Raw genomic sequence first — 16,546 nt, forward strand, 5'->3', positions numbered from 1 at the left:
ATCGACCGTGTGGTATCGGATCCATAAGTGGTTTGGTTGTCACAAATACATGTGTGTAGATCCGACGAGATCGGATCCTTCCGACAAGGTCTCTCGTGAAATGAGCATCATGTCTCGAGCGTTAGCGGTGGGCGGGAAGCCGTCGTTGCCGCCGTGGATGAAAGCTTCCGAAGTCCCAGTCGCTCGGCGCTTCGTCGCTGCGGTCCTTACGTCGCCGCGCTTCGTCCTTCCGAGAGACCTCGCCTCTCGACTTCCCGCTCGCTTGCGCTCGCGGGGATCGCGATCGTCCCTTCGGGCGCCGTCGTCCCGCGACCGCCCCGTCCCTCACGCCTTCCCAGCCTCGCTGCTCGCGCGTTCCACGCGCTCGCAGCGTCCAGCGAGAATCGAAAGTTCTCCGGCAGCCGGCGGCTCCGCCGCCGGCGACGCCACCGCTCGTACGGTCGCTCGCTTCCCGGTTCGTGCTGAACGGTGAGGATCGAGAAGCTCGTCGGGGTCATCGACGGGGGGCGAGACCGCGGCGGACGGTGGTGGGACGCGGGCTCGACTCCGGACGCCTCAGATCCCCTCCTCGCCCTCCTGTGCGAGGATGACGACCATCGAGAGCCCGGAGATGACGAGCAGGATGAGCGTCGGGACGACGGCGTACTGGTAGAGGGCGGTCGCCTGTGCGCGCCAGATCTGCGTGACGATCGTGTCGAACCCGGAGGGGCGGAGCACGAGCGTCACGGGCAGCTCCTTCATCGTCGTGAGGAACACGAGGGCCGCGCCGGCGACGATCCCCGAGCGCGTGAGCGGGAACGTCACGCGCCTGAACGCGCCGGTCGGCGACTCCCCGAGCGTGCGGCCCGCCTCGACGAGCCGCCGGTCGACCTGGAGGATCGACGTCCGGGTCGACCCCACGGCCTGCGGGAGGAAGCGGACCACGTACGCGAACACGAGGAGGGGAAGCGTCTGGTAGAGCCACGGCACGTAGCCGGAGCCGAAGTAGACCAACGCGAGCGCCAGCACGATCCCCGGAACCGCGAACCCGACGTACGTCGCCCGCTCGAAGACGGTCGCGAGCGGCGACTCGTGGTTCGCGGCGAAGTACGCGACGGGGATCGCGGCCAGCGCGGCGACGACGGCCGCCGCCGCGGAGACGGACACCGAGTTGAGCACCTGTACCGGCTCGAACGCCATCGACGGCCGGCGGCCCGCCTCCGAGCGGACCAGCCACAGCCCGAGGATCCACAGGGGCACGAGCAGCGCGAACCCGGAGACGCCGGCCGGCAGCAGCGTCGCCGGCCAGCGCAGCCGGCCGAGCGACACCCGGTCGTCCGTCCGTCCCGCGTCGTCGCCGCTCGCGTTCCGGTCCGAGCGGACGGCCCACTCCAGCGCGAGCACGAGGAGCACGACGACGAGCAGCTGTAAGGAGAGCAGGGCGGCGTAGTCGCGGCCGAACGCGTTGTACTCGACGTAGATCTGCCGGGTGAACACGGGGAGCCGCATGATGGAGGGCGTGCCGAAGTCGGAGACCGCGTACAGCGCCGCGAGCAGCGAGCCGGCGGCGATCGCCGGCCGGATCGTCGGGAGCGTCACCCGGCGGAACGCCGCGAGGCGGCCGTGGTTCAGCGTGCGCGCGGCCTCCAGGAGCGTCGTGTCGAACGACAGCAGCGCGGCTCGGGTCGTCAGGTAGACGTACGGGTACGTGTACAGCGTGATGACGAGGATCGAGCCGGAGAGTCCGCTGACCTCGGGCACGCGCGCGACGCCGAGCGGCGCGAGCACCTCGTGAAACTCGCCCTGCGGCCCGAACGCGGAGACGAACGAGAAGGCGCCGACGTAGCTCGGCACCACGAGGGGAAGCGCGGCGGCGATCGACCAGAACCGCCGGAACGGGAGGTCGGTCCGGGTGGTGAGGTACGCGAGCGGGACGCCGATCGCGATCGAGAGGCCGGTGACGCCGGCCATCAACAGCAGGCTGTTGGCGAGCACCTCGGCGGTGGCCGCGCTGAACACGAGGTCGGTCGCGCGCGCCCGCTCGACCGCGGCCGCCTCGATGACGAGCCACGCCAGCGGGAACACGAGCGTCGCGGCGATCGCCGCACACAGAAGCGTCAGTCCGAGCGGGAGTCGGTCGTCGCCGTCGGTCAGGCGGTCGCGGATCCGGTGTCGCAGGGTCATTGTGCGGGAGGCGGAGGCGTTCCCTCCGATCGAGGACGCGCCCGGCGTTAGTGGTTCCGATCGTCCGGCGAACGCGCTCCGACGGATATAAGGATTTAGGGCCACCTAAAAGCTTCCATGGAACTGACGCGACGCGACGCGACGGCCGCGCTGGCCGCGATCGGCGCGACGGGCGGCGTCGCGCTCGGCGTCCGTCGGACGACCGACGCGGGGGCGGGCGACGGGGCGGACGGAGCCGTCGACGGCGCGGAGGAGCTTCCCGACGACGAGGCGGTCCGCGAGACGATGGCCGCGACCGCGGCGGCGGTCTACCCCGAGGCGGTCTCGGGGATCGACGCGTTCGTCGGCGGCTTCCTCGACGGTCGGCTCGACGGGTCGGCACACGGCGAGGGGATCCGGGCGGCGGTCGCCGAGCTCGAGTCGACGGCACGGTCGTGGTACGACGCCCCCGTCGCCGACCTCCCGGTGGCGGACCGCGACGAGTTGCTGCGCGGACTCGGCACGGACACCGCCGAGGAGCACCCGCACGGCACGACCGCGGAGCGGGTGCGGTACTACGTCGTCAACGAGCTCCTGCTCGCGCTGTACGCCTCGCCGACCGGGGGCGAACTCGTCGGCATCGAGAACCCGCAGGGGTACGCCGGCGGGGCCGAAAGCTACACGCGGGGGCCGCCGTGAGCGGCGCCGAGAGCCTGGGGAACGAGGGAGCCGCCGGCGAGGACGTCGACCGCACGCCGGTCCCGAACGCGGACGTCTGTATCGTGGGGGCCGGGCCGGCGGGCGCGCTGGTCGCCGACCGCCTGGCCGCCGATCACGAGGTCGTGGTGCTCGACGCGGGGCCGCGGTTCGACCCCGCGGACCGGCTCGCCAGACAGGAGCGGGCGATCCGCCCCTTCTACGGCCGCCCGGACGTGTGGGGCGTCGGCGGCGAGCGGGACGCCTACGAGAACGCGGGCGAGCGGGGGTATCCGCTCAACCACGCCCGCGTGAAGGGCGTCGGCGGGTCGACGCTCCACTGGCAGGGGATGGTGATGCGCCTCCACGAGGACGACTTCAACTCCGGGAGCGAGCGGGGGGTGGGGACGGACTGGCCGATAGACTACGCCGACCTGCGGCCCTACTACGCCGACGCCGAGCGCGAGCTCGGCGTCGCGGGCGCGTCGGACAACCCGTACGCGCCGCCCCGCGAGGAGCCGCACCCGATGCCCGCGTTCGAACCCTCCTACAGCGACTCGCTGTTCGCCGAGGCCTGCGAGGAGCTGGGGATCGACATGCACTCCGTGCCGAACGCGCGCAACTCCGAGCCGTACGACGACCGGTCGGCCTGCGTCGGCTACGGCACCTGCCAGCCCGTCTGTCCCTCGGGGGGCAAATACGACGCGACCGTCCACGTCGAGCGCGCCGAGGGGAAGGGCGCGACCGTCATCGACCGCGCGAGCGTCGGAACGCTGGAGCACGACGAGGAGGATCGGGTGACCGCCGCGGTCTACGCGACGCCGGACGGCGAGGAGCACAGGCAGGAGGCGGACGCCTTCGTCGTCGCCGCCGGCGGCGTGGAGACGCCGCGGCTCCTCCTGCTCTCCGCTTCCGACCGCCACCCGAGCGGGCTCGCGAACTCCAGCGGCCACGTCGGCGAGTTCTTCATGGACCACCTGTTCGCGGGCGCGGGCGGCACGCTCGACGAGCCGACCCGGCAGAACCACGTCGGCTTCTACACGAGCGCGTGCGACCAGTTCTACGACGAGGCCGACGAGACGCAGGCCCCGTTCAAACTGGAGTTCTTCAACTACGCCGGCCCCTCGCCGGTGGAGATGGCGCTGTCGGGCGAGGACTGGGGCGACCCCCTCCTGGAGCGGCTGCGCGACGGATACGGCAACCACGTCGCGATGGGCGGACTCGTCGAACAGGTCCCGCAGGCCGACAGCCGCGTGGCGCTCGCGGAGGACCGCACCGACGACCACGGCAACCCGGTCCCGCGGATCGAGTGGACCGTGGGCGACCGCGCGCTCGACACGATCGAGCGCGCGAACGAGATCCAGGTGGCGATCTTGGAGGAGCTCGGCGCGGAGGTGGAGTGGGTCGCCGGCCCGGACGCGACCGGTCCCGCCTACCACCACATGGGCACGACGCGGATGAGCGACGATCCCGAGCGAGGCGTCGTCGACGCCGACTGCCGCACCCACGACCTGGAGAACTGCTGGATCGCCTCCAGCTCCGTCTTCCCCACGAGCGGCGCGATGAACCCCACGCTCACCATCGCCGCGCTCGCGCTCCGCGTCGCCGACGACGTGGACGCCCGGCTCTCCGGGGCGTGAGGCGGCCGCGCCGGGCGTGGGCGTGTAACGCCACCGCACAGTTGTTTTAGGCAAACCTAAAAATTCAAGTGCGTGCGACGTGAGCTGTGGATAATGAGCGACTCAGCGCACACGACGAACGGGGCGGCGAGCGCGTTCGACGCGGACGCGACCGACGAGGCGGGTTCGGCCGACGGGACGGACTCGATCGACGGGCCGACAGCGACCGACGACGCGGTGAGCGCCGACGCCGGCGAGTACACCTTCGACGACCTGAGCGTCGTGATGGGGACCTACAACGAGGAGGAGGCCATCGCGACGGTGCTGGAGGACGTCGACGAGGTCACCGACGGGCGCGCGGAGGTCGTCTGCGTCGACGGCTCCTCGGACCGCACGCCCGAGATCGCCCGCGAGCACGGCGCGACGGTCATCGAGCAGGAGCCGCAGGGGTACGGCGTGGCGGTGCGCGAGGCGATCTTGACGCCCGACCGCCCGGTGGTCGTCACGACCGACTGCGACGACACCTACCCGATGGAGGCGCTCCCCGAGTTCCTCGCCGAGATCAACGACGGCGCGGACGTGGTGAGCGGCGACCGGCTCTACCACGGCGCGAAGGCGATGCCGGCGTTCAACCGCCTCGGCAACCACGCGTTCGCGGCCGTCGCGAGCCTGCTGATGGGCGAGCGCGTCCACGACACCACCACGGGGATGCGCGCGTACCGCCGCGAGGTCGTCGAGGAGATCGGCTGGACGGAGAACACCGGGCTCTCCGCCGAACTGCTGATCCGTCCGCTGATGCGCGGCTACGACGTGCGCGAGCGCCCGATCGCCTACGCCGAGCGGCTCGGCGACACGAAGCTCGACCCGATCGGCGGCGGCGCGGCCATCGCGAAGTCGATCGTCACCGTCTGTCTCGAGGAGCAGCTGCGGCGGTTCTGACGGGACCGCCCCGATTCCGAACCGGACGGCGGTCCACACACAGTGGGCATCCCGGACCGCCGCCGGCGACGTTTTTAAGATCGTGAGCGACAGCGTCGGCTATTAATAAATAAACGCGCGGATGCGGTCGGCGCGTGCCTGCGAGGCCGCCCCGCGGCCGAGCAGCACCGCGCGAGGGAGTCGGTGGTCCGGAGCGAAGCGGAGGGCCACCGACGAGGCTGGGGAGGCGTGAGGTGCGGTTGCGGTGCGGGGTGGGACTCAACGGGGCAGTCGCCGGCGGCAACGCCGCCGGCTTCCAGAGGCGCGTCGCGCTTCGCTGCCGCGAGGCGGTCGCAGGCGACGTAAGCACCGCAGCGAGCAACGCGAGCGAGGAGCGTGGTTCGAAACGGCGAAGCCGTTTCGTCATCACGAGACGGCTCAGCCGTCTCGAACGACAACGAGCGTGCGCGCGCCTCACGGCTGGGGCTTTGGCGGTGGTAACCGTGCCAGTAACCACGTGTAGCCGAGCGGCTGGGACTTTGGAGGTGTCCACCGCCGATCCACGGTCAGTTGTTTATGATCGATCGGCTGGGGCTTTGGAGGTACTCTCTGCCGGTCTACTGGTAGACAGTTATAACCGAACGGCCGGGGTTGTGGCGGTGTCCGCCGCCAGTTCGGCAGCAACTATTTACCAGCGACCGGCTGGGAATTTGGCCGAGTTCCCCGTCAATCCGCGTCCTAGTCGCTCGTCTCGGCGTCCGTCTCGAAGACCGCCCACGCGGGGCGGGTGTCGGGCTCGTCCGGGAGGTAGGTCCCCTCGCTGCCGCACGCCGTGACGAGCCGACAGGTCGAGCGCTCGGGCGGCCAGACGGCCTCCACGCGCTCGCCCCCGTCCGTCACCCGAACCGTGGCCTCCTGCCGGTAGGTGTAGGTCGCGCCCGCGGGGTCGACGAGCGTCACCGTCAGGGCGACCACGTCGCCCTCGGGGTCGAACGGGACGGGCTCGCTCGACTCGGCGTCACCCGCGGTCGCCGCGTCCGGCAGCCGCACGCCCGCCGGCGTCACCGTCCAGTCGACCGCGAGCGACTCTCCGGGACCCGTCACGGTGTAGGAGACGTGGTCAGGACCGCCCTCGCCGCCCCGGCGCGGGTCGACGCGCACCTGCACACGGGCGACGCGGTCGGGGACGCCGACGGTCGTCTCGGCGGCGAGTGCGGGGCCGGCCCGCACGTCGAGCGGCTCCAGCTTCGGCGTGACGCGCGCGTCGGGGTCGGGCGACCAGGTGCCCCGGTAGCCGTAGCGGTACAGCGTCCGGTCGGGGTAGGCGTCGAGCACCGCGAAGTCCTCGACCGGGTCGCGGTGAAGCGCGTACACGACGTCGCCGTCGAGTCCCGGCCCGTTTCGGAGGTACTGGAACGGGTGGTTCTGCCACTCGCCGTACGGCGTGGGGAGGAAGACGAGCCCGTCCTCGAAGTCGGTCGCGTCGATCGGCGCGTACGCCGCCTCGTGTTTCGCGTCGATCGCGGCGTTCCGGTCGATCGGCTCCGCGGCGGCGTCCACGGCGGCGACGCCCGCGACCGCGACCGCGACGACGACGACGCCCGCGACCGCGACGCGGGCGACCGCCGGGGACACTTCCCGACGCACGAGTCCCGCGTGAGCCGCGGACAGTCCCCGCCACCCGGCGGCGACGGCGAGGCCGCCGAAGACCGACAGCGGCACGAGGAGATCGAAGTGGTAGAACGGGCCGAACAGCGACGCCAGCCCGTCGGTCGGGTCCGAGAGGTCGGCGAGCGCGTTGTGCGTCCCCCAGAAGAACAGGTTGCCGACGACGACCGCGACCGCGACGCCGACGAGGAGCAGGGCCGCCGTCCGCCGGAACCGGGAGGAGCCGGGGGGACCCGAGGTGCCGGAAGAGTTCGAGACGCCGGAGGGATCGGAGGTGCCGACGTCGTCCGCGGAACCGGCGGCCTCGTCGCCGGCCGCCGCGAGGTCGCTCGGGTCCCCGCTCGCGCGCCAGCCGCGGGCCGCGACCGCACCCCCGGCGAGCGCGAGGGCGGTTCCGAGCGAGCCGCCGGCGAGCCACCGCGTCGCGATCTCCTGGAGGGCGTACCGGTTCGACTCCAGCGCCAGGCCGATCGTGTACTCGACCGAATGGCCGAGGATCCGCCGCTCGCCGAATCCGGGACCGTCCATCGGGGCGAACGCCTGATACGGGAAGACGAGCGGCTCCCCCGTCATCCGGACGTTGTACGCGAGCGTGATCCCGACGAAGAGGGTCCCGAAGAGCGCCGTGAGTCCGTGCCGACGGATCGGGTCGGGGAGCCCGCGGACGCCGGCGGCGACGAGCGCGCTCGGCGCCGCCGCCGGCGATTCGGCGCCGAACCGCCGGGCCGCCGAGATCACCCGCCACAGCGCGTGGCAGATGAACGGCGCGGCGAACAGCACCGCGGTGTACGGCCGCGCGAAGAACGCGATCCCGATCGCGACGCCCGCGACCCCGGCGGCCGGGAGCGATCCGTCCCGGACGCTCCGGAGGTACCCGACCGCGAACGCGAGGTTGAAGAGCGTCGTCGGCGCGTACGGGAGGAAGGCGGAGGAGGTCGCGATCGCCATCGGCGACGCCGCGAAGAGGACGGCCGCGGCGAGACCCGCCCGCCGCCCGAACGAGATCGACCCGAGCAGGTACACTAAGGCGGCGTTGCCGGCGGCGACCGCCGCGAGCGTCACGCGCGGCTCGCCGAACAGGAGCATCGAGACCGCGAACGTCGCCGCCGGAACGGGGTTGTACTTCGGGTAGAGCCGGCCGCCGTCCTCGACGAAGAACCACGGGTGAAAGGCGTCCGCGAGCGGTCCCGCGTGGAACTCCAGCTGGCCGCCCAGGAGTAGCGCGGCCTGCGTGAGGTAGACGCCCTCGTCGTGGTTCGCGGAGTGGTGCGAGAAGACGGTGGCGGCGATCGCGAACGTCAGGACGCCCGCCGCGAGCGAGACGAGCGCCGCGGCCGCGGTGACCCGGTCGGCGCGGGCGAGTCGCCGACGGAGACGGCTCGCGAGTCGGCGCGCGTGGCGGAACGGTGGAAGGACGGACACGAAGGTTGTGGGTCGGCGGTGGGTCGGGCGCTCAGATCTGGACGCCGGCCTCGCGCATGAGGTCGATCGTCGGCTCGAGGTTCGACAGCTCGGCCAGATCGATGTCCGGGACGTCGAGCTCGTCGATCGTCGGGAGGTCGCCGATCGGCTCGACGTCGGGGATGAGCGGGTACTCGAAGGTGGAGCGCGCGAAGTAGTCCTGTGCCTCCGCCGACAGCAGGTGGCGGACGAAGTTCGACGCGAGGTCGGCGTCGCTCGCGGTGTCGACGACCGCCGCGCCGGCGACGTTGAACATCGCCCCCGCGTCGCCCTCGGTGAACGCGGTGGCGATCGGCGCGTTCGGATTGCCGTCGAGCACGCGCTGGATGTAGTAGTGGTTCGTGAACGCCGCGTCGATCTCGCCGTCGGCGATCTCCTGACAGGTGCGGAACTCGTCCGGGTACGTCGTCGCGCCGCGCTCGACCATCGCCTCGAGCCACTCGAGCGTCGCCTCCTCGCCCTCGAGGAGCCGCATCGCGGTGATGAACGCCTGTGCCGACCCGTACGACGGGGCCCACCCCAGGTCGCCGGGGAACTCCTCGGGGTAGGCCATGACGTCGTCCGGCAGGTCGCTCTCGTCGAACTCGTTCGTGTTGTACGGGACCGTCCGGGCCCGCCCGGAGGTGCCGACCCACTGTTCCGTGCGGAACTCCGAGCGGACCTTCCCGGCCACGTCGTCGGGGAGCGCCTGCGTGCGCCCCGCGTCGGCGAGCGCCCCGAGCGCGCCGGCGTTCACGGAGTAGAACACGTCCGCGGGCGACCCCTGCCCCTCGTTGGCGATCTGGTTCACGAGGTCGGTCGAGCCGGCGTACCGGACGGTCAGATCGAGGTCGTCGTAGAGGTCGTCGATGTAGCTCACGAGCTCGCCGACGAGGAACTCGCCGCGCCCGGAGTAGACGGTGAGCTCGCCCGACAGCTCGGGCATCTCGGCCATCGGCGTCCCGCCGGGAGCCCCGCGCCCCTCGCGGCCGGAGCCGATCTGGCCGACCGGCGACTCGGGATCGCCGTCGCCGCCACCGCCGCCGCCGTCGCCGGCCTCGCCGTCGCCGCCCGCGTCCTCGTCGTCGCTGCCGGAACAGCCCGCGATCCCGGCGACGCCGACCGAGCCGGCCGCGGCGAGGAACCGCCGTCGTCGTACGTTTCTCGCGTCGTCGCGTCCGCCGCCGTCCCGTCCGTCGAGTTCGTGTCCGGTCATGTGTTTTAGGCTTGCCTAAATACGTTTAATCGTGTCGATTCAGTCGTCCGCGGGCGCCGGCGTCCGCCGGATCGCCTCGAGGCAGTCCAGCCAGTCACGCATGTACTCGCCGCAGTGGTTGAGGAACGCGCCGTTGTTCCACTCGGAGAAGTCACCCTCCGCGAGCGCGTCGGCCGTCTCGGCGAACACGGCCGCGAACGAGTCGGCGTCGGCTCCCGCCCCGTCGACCACCTCCCAGACGTGCTCGTTCAGCTCCAGTCCGGCCACCTCGTTCGCGAGGTCGTCGAACGTCGAGCGCGGGGCCTTGTTGTGTTCACAGAGCGGCCCGCCGTTGTAGATCCGCTTGCCGAGGACGTCGCAGGCGCGTTTCAAGAACAGCCCCGACCAGATGTCGTCGAACCGCCCCACGTCCCACTCGTTGTCGTCCATCGGCAGCTGGTAGAAGGCGGGGATCACCTCGCGGCGGAACGCGAGGTTCATCGAGCAGACCGTGAGGTAGTTGCCGCGCGCCGCGACGAAGTCCTCGCCGAAGTCGTCGGCGGTCGTCCGCGTCTGCGCCTGCCCCTCCAGGTCGCCGTCCATCAGGATCCGGACCGCGTCGAGATCGGGGACGTTCGTCCACAACCCCTGGGAGGCGACGACCTCGCCGGCGTCGACGTCGACCGCGTCGGTCTCGACCGTCTCGTCCATCGCCGAGTAGGGGTAGCCGCGGGGGTAGAGGCCGTGTTCGTCGGCGTTCTCGTAGAGGACGTTCACCCAGTGCTCGTCCGAGCTGACGCGCTCGATCGAACCGCCGAACGCGAGGTTCTCCATGTGGCGGCCGAAGTAGTCCTCGTCGTCGTGGGGGAGCGTGTCGTCGTCGATGAAGACCCCGTACTCGAACTCGGGGTTCGCCCACATGTAGAGGAGTCCGAAGCTCGTCTCGGCGTGGCTCGCGGCCGGGACGACGTGGCCGTACTCCGCGACCCCGTTGGCCTCGTACCACTCCTCGCGGCGGCTCCCGTCGAAGACCTCGCCGGAGACGTCCAGATCGTCGAGCATCCCGCGCATCTCCGCGACGTCACAGAAGTCCTCGGTGACCAACACGAAGTGGAGCCGCGAGACGTCGAACCCGTGCGTGCGGGCGTTCTCGACGTAGGCGCGGATACACTCGTACTCCCGGATCGTGGGAACGATCACACAGACGTCCCGTGTGTCCCCTCGCGTGCTTCGTTCGTCCATGCCTCCAAGTTTTTAGGCTGGCCTAAAAATCTGGCGGTCCGGCGGCGGACGGGTCGCCCTCGCCGGTCGCGGGCTCCCCCTCCTCGGGAGCGGCCGTCGGGAGGCGGTCGAAGACGAGCGCGGCGACGCCGCCGCCGCCGAGCGTGACGACGTTCTTCAGCGCGTGATCGAGCACCGCCGCGACGACCGCCGTCTCGACGGGGATCGCGGTGGTGCCGACGACGAGCCCGACGAACGCCGCCTCGTAGAGGCCGATGCCGCCCTGCGAGAGCGGCAGCACCTTCGCGAGGTTCCCCGCGCTGACCGCGAGCGTCCCGACCGTCACGAGCGTAAGCGCCGGAACCTCGCCGGCGAATCCCCCGACGAGCGCGGCGAGCACGAGCACCGCCGTGAGGACGTCGAGTCCCCACACCAGGAGGCTCCCGACGTAGACTCGAGCCAGCCCGCGCGGCGCGACGGCGACGACGCGGACCGCCGCGCCGAACCGGACCGCGGCGTCGACGATCCCGGAGAGTCGGGGGCTCTCCGAGAGCCGCGAGTCCTCGACGCGGCCGCGGAGCGCGGAGCCGAACTCCCGCTCGCTCCGCGCGAGCGCCACCGTCGAGACGGCGAGAAGCACCGCCGCGACCGCGAGCCCCGCCGCGACAACGAGCGGCGTCGCGGCGCCCGTCGTTCCGACCGAACGGTCCCCGAGCAGGAGCGCCGCGAGGGCGGTCCCGCCGAGCGTGGCGATCGCCACGAGGTCGAAGCCGCGTTCGACCGCCAGCGAGGCGACGCCGGTGGGATAGGGGACAGCGCGCCGTCGCTTGAGGAGGTACGCCCGCACCCCGTCGCCGGCGCGCGCCGGGACGACGAGGTTCGCCGTCTGGCTCGCGAAGACGGCGGCGGTGAGGAAGCCGACCCCGTGGCGTCGGTCCATCGGCGCGAGGACGTCGCCGTACCGCCGCCCGCGGAACGGCCACGAGAGCAGGTACGCGAGGAGCGCGAGCGCGAGGAGCCGGGGGTCCGCCTCGCCGACCGCCGCGAGGAGCGCGTCCGCGTCGACGGTCCGCGCGAGCACGGCGACCCCGAGCGCGAGGACGACGACGGTCCCGACGAGCGTGAGCCGCCCGCGGGAGAGCCGGTCGCGCAGCCGTTCGTCCGACATACACTCGTTTAGGTAGGCCTAAATCATATAACGCTGGCGGTTCGCCCGGCGACGGCTCGTCGACCGGCTCGAACGAACGGGTCGCCGCGAGTTTAACTCGGATCGAGCCGAAGGAGGCGCCGATGCGCGCCACGCTCGAGACCCTCGGGATCGTCTGCGTCGTCGGCCTCGCGCAGGCCGCGTTGAGCCTCGTCGGTCTCGGGTCGGCGCTGGCGCTTTCGCCCCCGCCGTCGATCGCGCCCTGGACGGTCCTCACGAGCGTCTACGCGCACGGCTCCGTCGGCCACCTGCTCGCGAACGCGCTCGCGCTGCTCCTCGTCGGCCCGCTCGTCGAACGCCGAACGACCCGGCTTCGCTTTCACGCCTTCGTCGTCGCGAGCGGCGCGCTCGCCGGGACGACGCAGGTGATCCTGGGCGGGCTCGTCGGCCCCCCGACGGCGGTGCTCGGGATCAGCGGCGCGGTCTTCGCGCTCGGCGGCTACCTCCTCGCCGGCAACGCCGCGACGACGACGCTCTTCGACCGGCTCCGGCTCACGGCGCGCGCGCAGTTCGCCCTCTTCGCCGGGGTGGCCGTCCTCCTCACGCTCGCGACGGCCGCGCCCGGCGTCGCGCTCCTGGCACACGCCGCCGGGACGTTCTGCGGGCTCGTCGCCGGACGAGTCCGGCTGTTGGAGCGGTGATCCGACGGCGTCGACGCGATCGAGGACTGTGCGTCCGGGAGAAAACGAAAACGGAGAGCGTGGCGCGAACGCGCCTTAGCGCTTAGTCCTCGAGAACGATCTCGATGCTGACGTCGTTGGGCACCTGGACGCGCATGAGCTGGCGGAGCGCGCGTTCGTCGGCGTCGATGTCGATCAGCCGCTTGTGAACGCGCATCTCCCAGTGCTCCCACGTCGCCGTCCCCTCACCGTCCGGGGACTTCCGCGACGGGATCTCCAGCGTCTTCGTCGGCAGCGGGATCGGGCCCGACAGGGCGACCCCCGTCGAGTCCGCGATCTCGCGGACGTCGTCGCAGATGGCGTCGAGGTCCTCGGGGCTGGTACCGGCGAGGCGGACGCGTGCCTGCTGCATCGATTATCGCTCGTTGACTTCGAGCACTTTCCCGGCCGCGATGGTCTGACCCATGTCGCGGATGGCGAAGCTGCCGAGTTCCGGGATCTCGCCGGACGGCTCGATGCTGAGCGGCTTCTGCGGGCGGACGGTGACGACCGCGGCGTCGCCCGACTTGATGAAGTCCGGGTTCTCCTCGGCGACCTCGCCGGAGGAGGGGTCGATCTTCTGATCGATGGACTCGATCGTACAGGCGACCTGCGCCGTGTGCGCGTGGAAGACCGGGGTGTAGCCGGCCGTGATCACCGACGGGTGCTGCATGACGACGACCTGCGCCTTGAACGTCTCGGCGACGCTCGGCGGGTCGTCGGCGGGACCACACACGTCGCCGCGACGGATGTCGTCCTTGCCGAGGCCGCGGACGTTGAACCCGACGTTGTCGCCGGGTTCGGCCTTGGGCACCTCCTCGTGGTGCATCTCGACCGTCTTCACCTCGCCGCCCACGTCGGACGGCTGGAAGGAGACGTTGTCTCCCGTGCTGAGGATCCCGGTCTCGACGCGTCCGACGGGGACGGTCCCGATGCCGGAGATGGTGTAGACGTCCTGGATGGGGAGCCGGAGCGGCGCGTCCGTCGGCGGCTCGGACTCCGGCAGGTCGTTGAGCGACTCCAGCAGGGTGGGGCCGTCGTACCAGCCGGTGTTCTCGGACTCCTCGGCGATGTTGTCGCCCTCGAACGCCGAGATGGGCACGAACGTCGTGTCGTCGGTCGCGAAGCGGACCTGGTTGAGCAGGTTCTTGACCTCCTCGACGACCTCGTTGTAGGAGGACTCCTGGTAGTCGACCAGGTCCATCTTGTTGACGCCGATGATGAGCTCGTTGATGCCCAGCGTGCGGGCCAGGAACACGTGCTCTCGGGTCTGGGGCGCGACGCCGTCGTCGGCCGCGACGACCAGCACCGCGTTGTCGGCCTGCGAGGCACCCGTGATCATGTTCTTCACGAAGTCACGGTGGCCCGGACAGTCGACGATGGTGAAGTAGTACTGGTCCGTGTCGAACTCCTGGTGGGCGATGTCGATCGTGACGCCACGCTCGCGCTCCTCGGCGAGGTTGTCCATCACGTAGGCGAACTCGAAGCCGCCCTTGCCCTTCTCTTCTGCTTCCTCGCGGTGCTGCTCGATTACGTGCTCGGGGACGCTCCCCGTCTCGAAGAGGAGTCGACCCACGAGCGTACTCTTGCCGTGGTCGACGTGGCCGATAATGGCCAGATTCTGGTGCGGTTTGTCACTCATGGGGTAATCACGCGCTAAGGCGCTCTGTGAGTACGTTTTCGGTTGATTCCACTAAAACGGTTTCGATACGGCTTACGGCCGATCGCGACGCCGTCACCTGATTCCTGTGATCGGGGAACACGGCACGGCGACCCACGGCCGGGGGATCCACGAAGCGGTCGCGGATCGGTCGCGGGAGTCTCCGCCCCGGCGTCACCCCGGCAGCCGACTCACTCCAACAGACGACTCACTCCGACAGACGACTCACCCCAGCCGACCCACGTCGCCGAGGATCGCGCTCGCCGTCTCGGGACCGCCGGCGCCGCGCCCGGAGATGTTGAGCCGGCCCGCGTGCGTGGTCTCGATCTGGACGATGTTCTGGGTGCCCGAGACCGCGAGCGTCCCGTTCTCGTGGACGAGCCGCGGCGCGACCCGCACCGTCTCGCCGGTCGCCTCGCCGATGAGCCTGACCGTCCGGCCGTCCTCGGCGGCGAGGCGGAGGACCGACCCCGGCACGTCGCGGATCCCCTCGACCGACGCGTCCGCGAGGGTGAATTCCCGCGCGTCCGCCGGGTCGTCCGCCCCGCCGAAGGAGAGCACGTTCGCGAGGATCACGCACTTGAGGGCGGCGTCGGTCCCGTCGACGTCGAAGGAGGGGTCCGCCTCCGCGACGCCGAGGTCCTGCGCCTCCGAGAGCACGTGGTCGTAGTCGAGCCCCTCCGCGGCCATGCGCGTGAGGATGAAGTTCGCGGTCCCGTTGAGCACGCCGCGCACCGCGGTGACGTGGCTCGGCTCGATGTCCTCGACCGTCGACACCGCCGGGATCGCGCCGCCGACCGTCGCCTCGAAGCGCACGTCGCCGGCGCTGTCGGCCGCGAGCGCCTGGAGGTCGCCGTATCGCTCCGCGACCGGCCCCTTGTTCGCCAACACGACGTGGCGGTCCCGTTCGAGGGCGGTCCGAACGTGGGAAAAGCCCGGCTCGGCGTCGCCCAGCGTCGTCGGGGTGGCCTCCACGAGGACGTCGTAGTCGGCCGCGAGCGCGTCCGCCGGGTCGTCGTCGCCGACGATCCCGGCCTCCGCCTTGCGGGTCACGACCGCCTCGGCGTCGACGCCCCCGCCGGAGCCGGGGCCGCCGCTTCCGTCGCCGACGATCGCGCTCGAGGAGTCCGCGACGGCGACGACCTCGTGGCCGTGCTCGCCGGCCAGTTCGACCACGGAACGCCCGACCGCGCCCGCGCCGACGACGGCGAGTCTCACGCCTCCACCCCCGCGAGCGGCGCGACGACGCGCAACTCCTTCTCCTCGGCGATCTCGCGGACCGCCGCGATCGCCTCGCTCGTCTCGCCCGAGCGCGCCTCCAGGCGGAGCCGGGCGCTCGAGACCTCCTCCGTCCCCTGCGGGGCCGCGAGCGACACGTCCGCGACCGACGCCGACGCCGACGCCTCGATCCGCGAGAGCGTGTCCGAGAGGTCGGTGTCGATGAGGTGGCCGAAGAGCACGAGCGTGATCTCCTCGGCGTACCGCTCCGTGCCGGCCTGCATCACCGTTATCCCCTCCGCGCGGAGCGCCTCGACTATCCCCTCGAATCGCTCGGGAGTCGCCTCGAAGTCGACCTCGACGGGGATCCGGCCGCGCGGGGTCTTGTTCCCCCGCTCGTGGTAGATCGACAGCAGGTTCCCGCCGTTGTCCGCGATCGGCTGGAGCGCCGCGAGCAGCTGTCCGGGCTCGTCGACGAGCTCGAGCCGCACCGTGTGCGTCGACGGCGCGGAGGGGTCGTGGCCGCCGTCGGCCGCCGGATCCGAGTCAACCGCCTCCTCGGGCGCGCCGTCGCGAGCGTCGCTCACGCGACCACCCCCGGCGAACCCGCCGCCAGGCACGTTCCTGTCGGCGCGGAGCGGCCGCTCGCTTGCTCCGTGCCGATGCGCCGATCGGGGATCGTGCCCGTCTGCATACCCGAAAGGAGTCGGTGGGATCGGTATAAGCCTTCGGCGATGGCAGTCGTTGCCTTCGTGCCGTGTGAACACACGTGAATGGACTCGAGAGAGGTGAAGGAGCGAACGATTGCGGTGGCGCGCCGGTGAGTGCTCCGAAGGAGCACGAACCGCCCGCGAGGGACGCGGCGACTGGAAGGAGCCGCGAGGGTGGGGAGGCGTGAGGTGC

The 16,546-nt window shown here is 71.3% G+C and carries 13 protein-coding genes; 4 read left to right on the top strand and 9 right to left on the bottom strand.

Translation table 11 applies throughout. The annotated features are described in order from the left end of the window. Window positions 1-555 precede the first annotated feature (555 nt). Window positions 556-2,163, bottom strand: coding sequence for an ABC transporter permease (locus DJ70_RS10545; protein WP_094532799.1), 1,608 nt, complete (start codon window positions 2,161-2,163; stop codon window positions 556-558). Between the two features lie 117 nt (window positions 2,164-2,280). Here DJ70_RS10545 and DJ70_RS10550 point away from each other — a divergent pair, with 117 nt between their 5' ends. From DJ70_RS10550 to DJ70_RS10560, 3 genes are all read left to right on the top strand, one after another. After that, window positions 2,281-2,841, top strand: coding sequence for a gluconate 2-dehydrogenase subunit 3 family protein (locus tag DJ70_RS10550; protein ID WP_094532801.1), 561 nt, complete (start codon window positions 2,281-2,283; stop codon window positions 2,839-2,841). Next, the gene (locus DJ70_RS10555) at window positions 2,838-4,478 is read left to right on the top strand and encodes a GMC family oxidoreductase (protein ID WP_094532803.1); all 1,641 of its coding nucleotides are present in this window, start codon (window positions 2,838-2,840) and stop codon (window positions 4,476-4,478) included. Before DJ70_RS10550 ends, DJ70_RS10555 begins: the two co-directional genes overlap by 4 nt. Window positions 4,479-4,742: 264 nt before the next feature. Then, a complete protein-coding gene (locus tag DJ70_RS10560; RefSeq protein WP_245810816.1) occupies window positions 4,743-5,396 on the top strand; it encodes a dolichyl-phosphate hexose transferase in 654 nt (217 codons plus the stop codon). Window positions 5,397-6,113: 717 nt separating this feature from the next. On the opposite strand, the gene DJ70_RS10570 is transcribed toward DJ70_RS10560, so the two are convergent. Genes DJ70_RS10570 through DJ70_RS10585 form a run of 4 tightly spaced genes read right to left on the bottom strand, consistent with a single transcriptional unit; the run spans window position 6,114 to window position 12,067 of the window. Continuing rightward, window positions 6,114-8,465 (bottom strand): ArnT family glycosyltransferase, encoded by a 2,352-nt coding sequence (locus tag DJ70_RS10570; RefSeq protein ID WP_094532808.1) that lies wholly within the window; start codon window positions 8,463-8,465, stop codon window positions 6,114-6,116. 31 nt (window positions 8,466-8,496) lie between these two features. Then, window positions 8,497-9,699: an extracellular solute-binding protein gene (locus tag DJ70_RS10575; RefSeq protein WP_094532810.1), complete on the bottom strand. Its 1,203-nt coding sequence runs from the start codon at window positions 9,697-9,699 to the stop codon at window positions 8,497-8,499. Between the two features lie 39 nt (window positions 9,700-9,738). Beyond that, window positions 9,739-10,920 (bottom strand): alpha-1 4-glucan-protein synthase, encoded by a 1,182-nt coding sequence (locus tag DJ70_RS10580; RefSeq protein WP_094532812.1) that lies wholly within the window; start codon window positions 10,918-10,920, stop codon window positions 9,739-9,741. A 22-nt stretch (window positions 10,921-10,942) separates the two neighbouring features. Then, window positions 10,943-12,067, bottom strand: coding sequence for a lysylphosphatidylglycerol synthase transmembrane domain-containing protein (locus DJ70_RS10585; protein ID WP_094532814.1), 1,125 nt, complete (start codon window positions 12,065-12,067; stop codon window positions 10,943-10,945). A gap of 122 nt (window positions 12,068-12,189) precedes the next feature. Here DJ70_RS10585 and DJ70_RS10590 point away from each other — a divergent pair, with 122 nt between their 5' ends. Next, on the top strand, window positions 12,190-12,747 hold the full coding sequence (locus tag DJ70_RS10590) for a rhomboid family intramembrane serine protease (RefSeq protein ID WP_094532816.1): 558 nt from the start codon (window positions 12,190-12,192) through the stop codon (window positions 12,745-12,747). An 82-nt stretch (window positions 12,748-12,829) separates the two neighbouring features. Here the strand turns inward: DJ70_RS10590 and rpsJ are convergent, their stop codons facing one another. The 4 genes from rpsJ to DJ70_RS10610 form a co-directional block, all read right to left on the bottom strand. Then, on the bottom strand, window positions 12,830-13,138 hold the full coding sequence (gene rpsJ / locus DJ70_RS10595; protein WP_023497061.1) for a 30S ribosomal protein S10: 309 nt from the start codon (window positions 13,136-13,138) through the stop codon (window positions 12,830-12,832). Between the two features lie 3 nt (window positions 13,139-13,141). Continuing rightward, window positions 13,142-14,407 carry a translation elongation factor EF-1 subunit alpha gene (gene tuf, locus DJ70_RS10600; RefSeq protein WP_094532818.1) on the bottom strand — a complete coding sequence of 422 codons (1,266 nt, stop codon included), beginning with the start codon at window positions 14,405-14,407 and terminating at the stop codon, window positions 13,142-13,144. Between the two features lie 243 nt (window positions 14,408-14,650). Beyond that, window positions 14,651-15,643: a homoserine dehydrogenase gene (locus DJ70_RS10605; protein ID WP_094532820.1), complete on the bottom strand. Its 993-nt coding sequence runs from the start codon at window positions 15,641-15,643 to the stop codon at window positions 14,651-14,653. Further along, window positions 15,640-16,230, bottom strand: coding sequence for an amino acid-binding protein (locus tag DJ70_RS10610; RefSeq protein WP_094532822.1), 591 nt, complete (start codon window positions 16,228-16,230; stop codon window positions 15,640-15,642). Before DJ70_RS10610 ends, DJ70_RS10605 begins: the two co-directional genes overlap by 4 nt. Window positions 16,231-16,546: the final 316 nt, after the last annotated feature.

This window comes from Halorubrum halodurans (assembly GCF_002252985.1).
GTDB classification, from domain to species: Archaea; Halobacteriota; Halobacteria; order Halobacteriales; family Haloferacaceae; genus Halorubrum; species Halorubrum halodurans.

Coding starts and splice junctions, on each gene's coding strand:
- DJ70_RS10545 (WP_094532799.1), bottom strand. CDS start 2,163: ATGACCCTGCGACACCGGATCCGCGACCGCCTGACCGACGGCGACGAC.
- DJ70_RS10550 (WP_094532801.1), top strand. CDS start 2,281: ATGGAACTGACGCGACGCGACGCGACGGCCGCGCTGGCCGCGATCGGC.
- DJ70_RS10560 (WP_245810816.1), top strand. CDS start 4,743: ATGGGGACCTACAACGAGGAGGAGGCCATCGCGACGGTGCTGGAGGAC.
- DJ70_RS10575 (WP_094532810.1), bottom strand. CDS start 9,699: ATGACCGGACACGAACTCGACGGACGGGACGGCGGCGGACGCGACGAC.
- DJ70_RS10580 (WP_094532812.1), bottom strand. CDS start 10,920: ATGGACGAACGAAGCACGCGAGGGGACACACGGGACGTCTGTGTGATC.
- DJ70_RS10585 (WP_094532814.1), bottom strand. CDS start 12,067: ATGTCGGACGAACGGCTGCGCGACCGGCTCTCCCGCGGGCGGCTCACG.
- DJ70_RS10590 (WP_094532816.1), top strand. CDS start 12,190: ATGCGCGCCACGCTCGAGACCCTCGGGATCGTCTGCGTCGTCGGCCTC.
- rpsJ (WP_023497061.1), bottom strand. CDS start 13,138: ATGCAGCAGGCACGCGTCCGCCTCGCCGGTACCAGCCCCGAGGACCTC.
- tuf (WP_094532818.1), bottom strand. CDS start 14,407: ATGAGTGACAAACCGCACCAGAATCTGGCCATTATCGGCCACGTCGAC.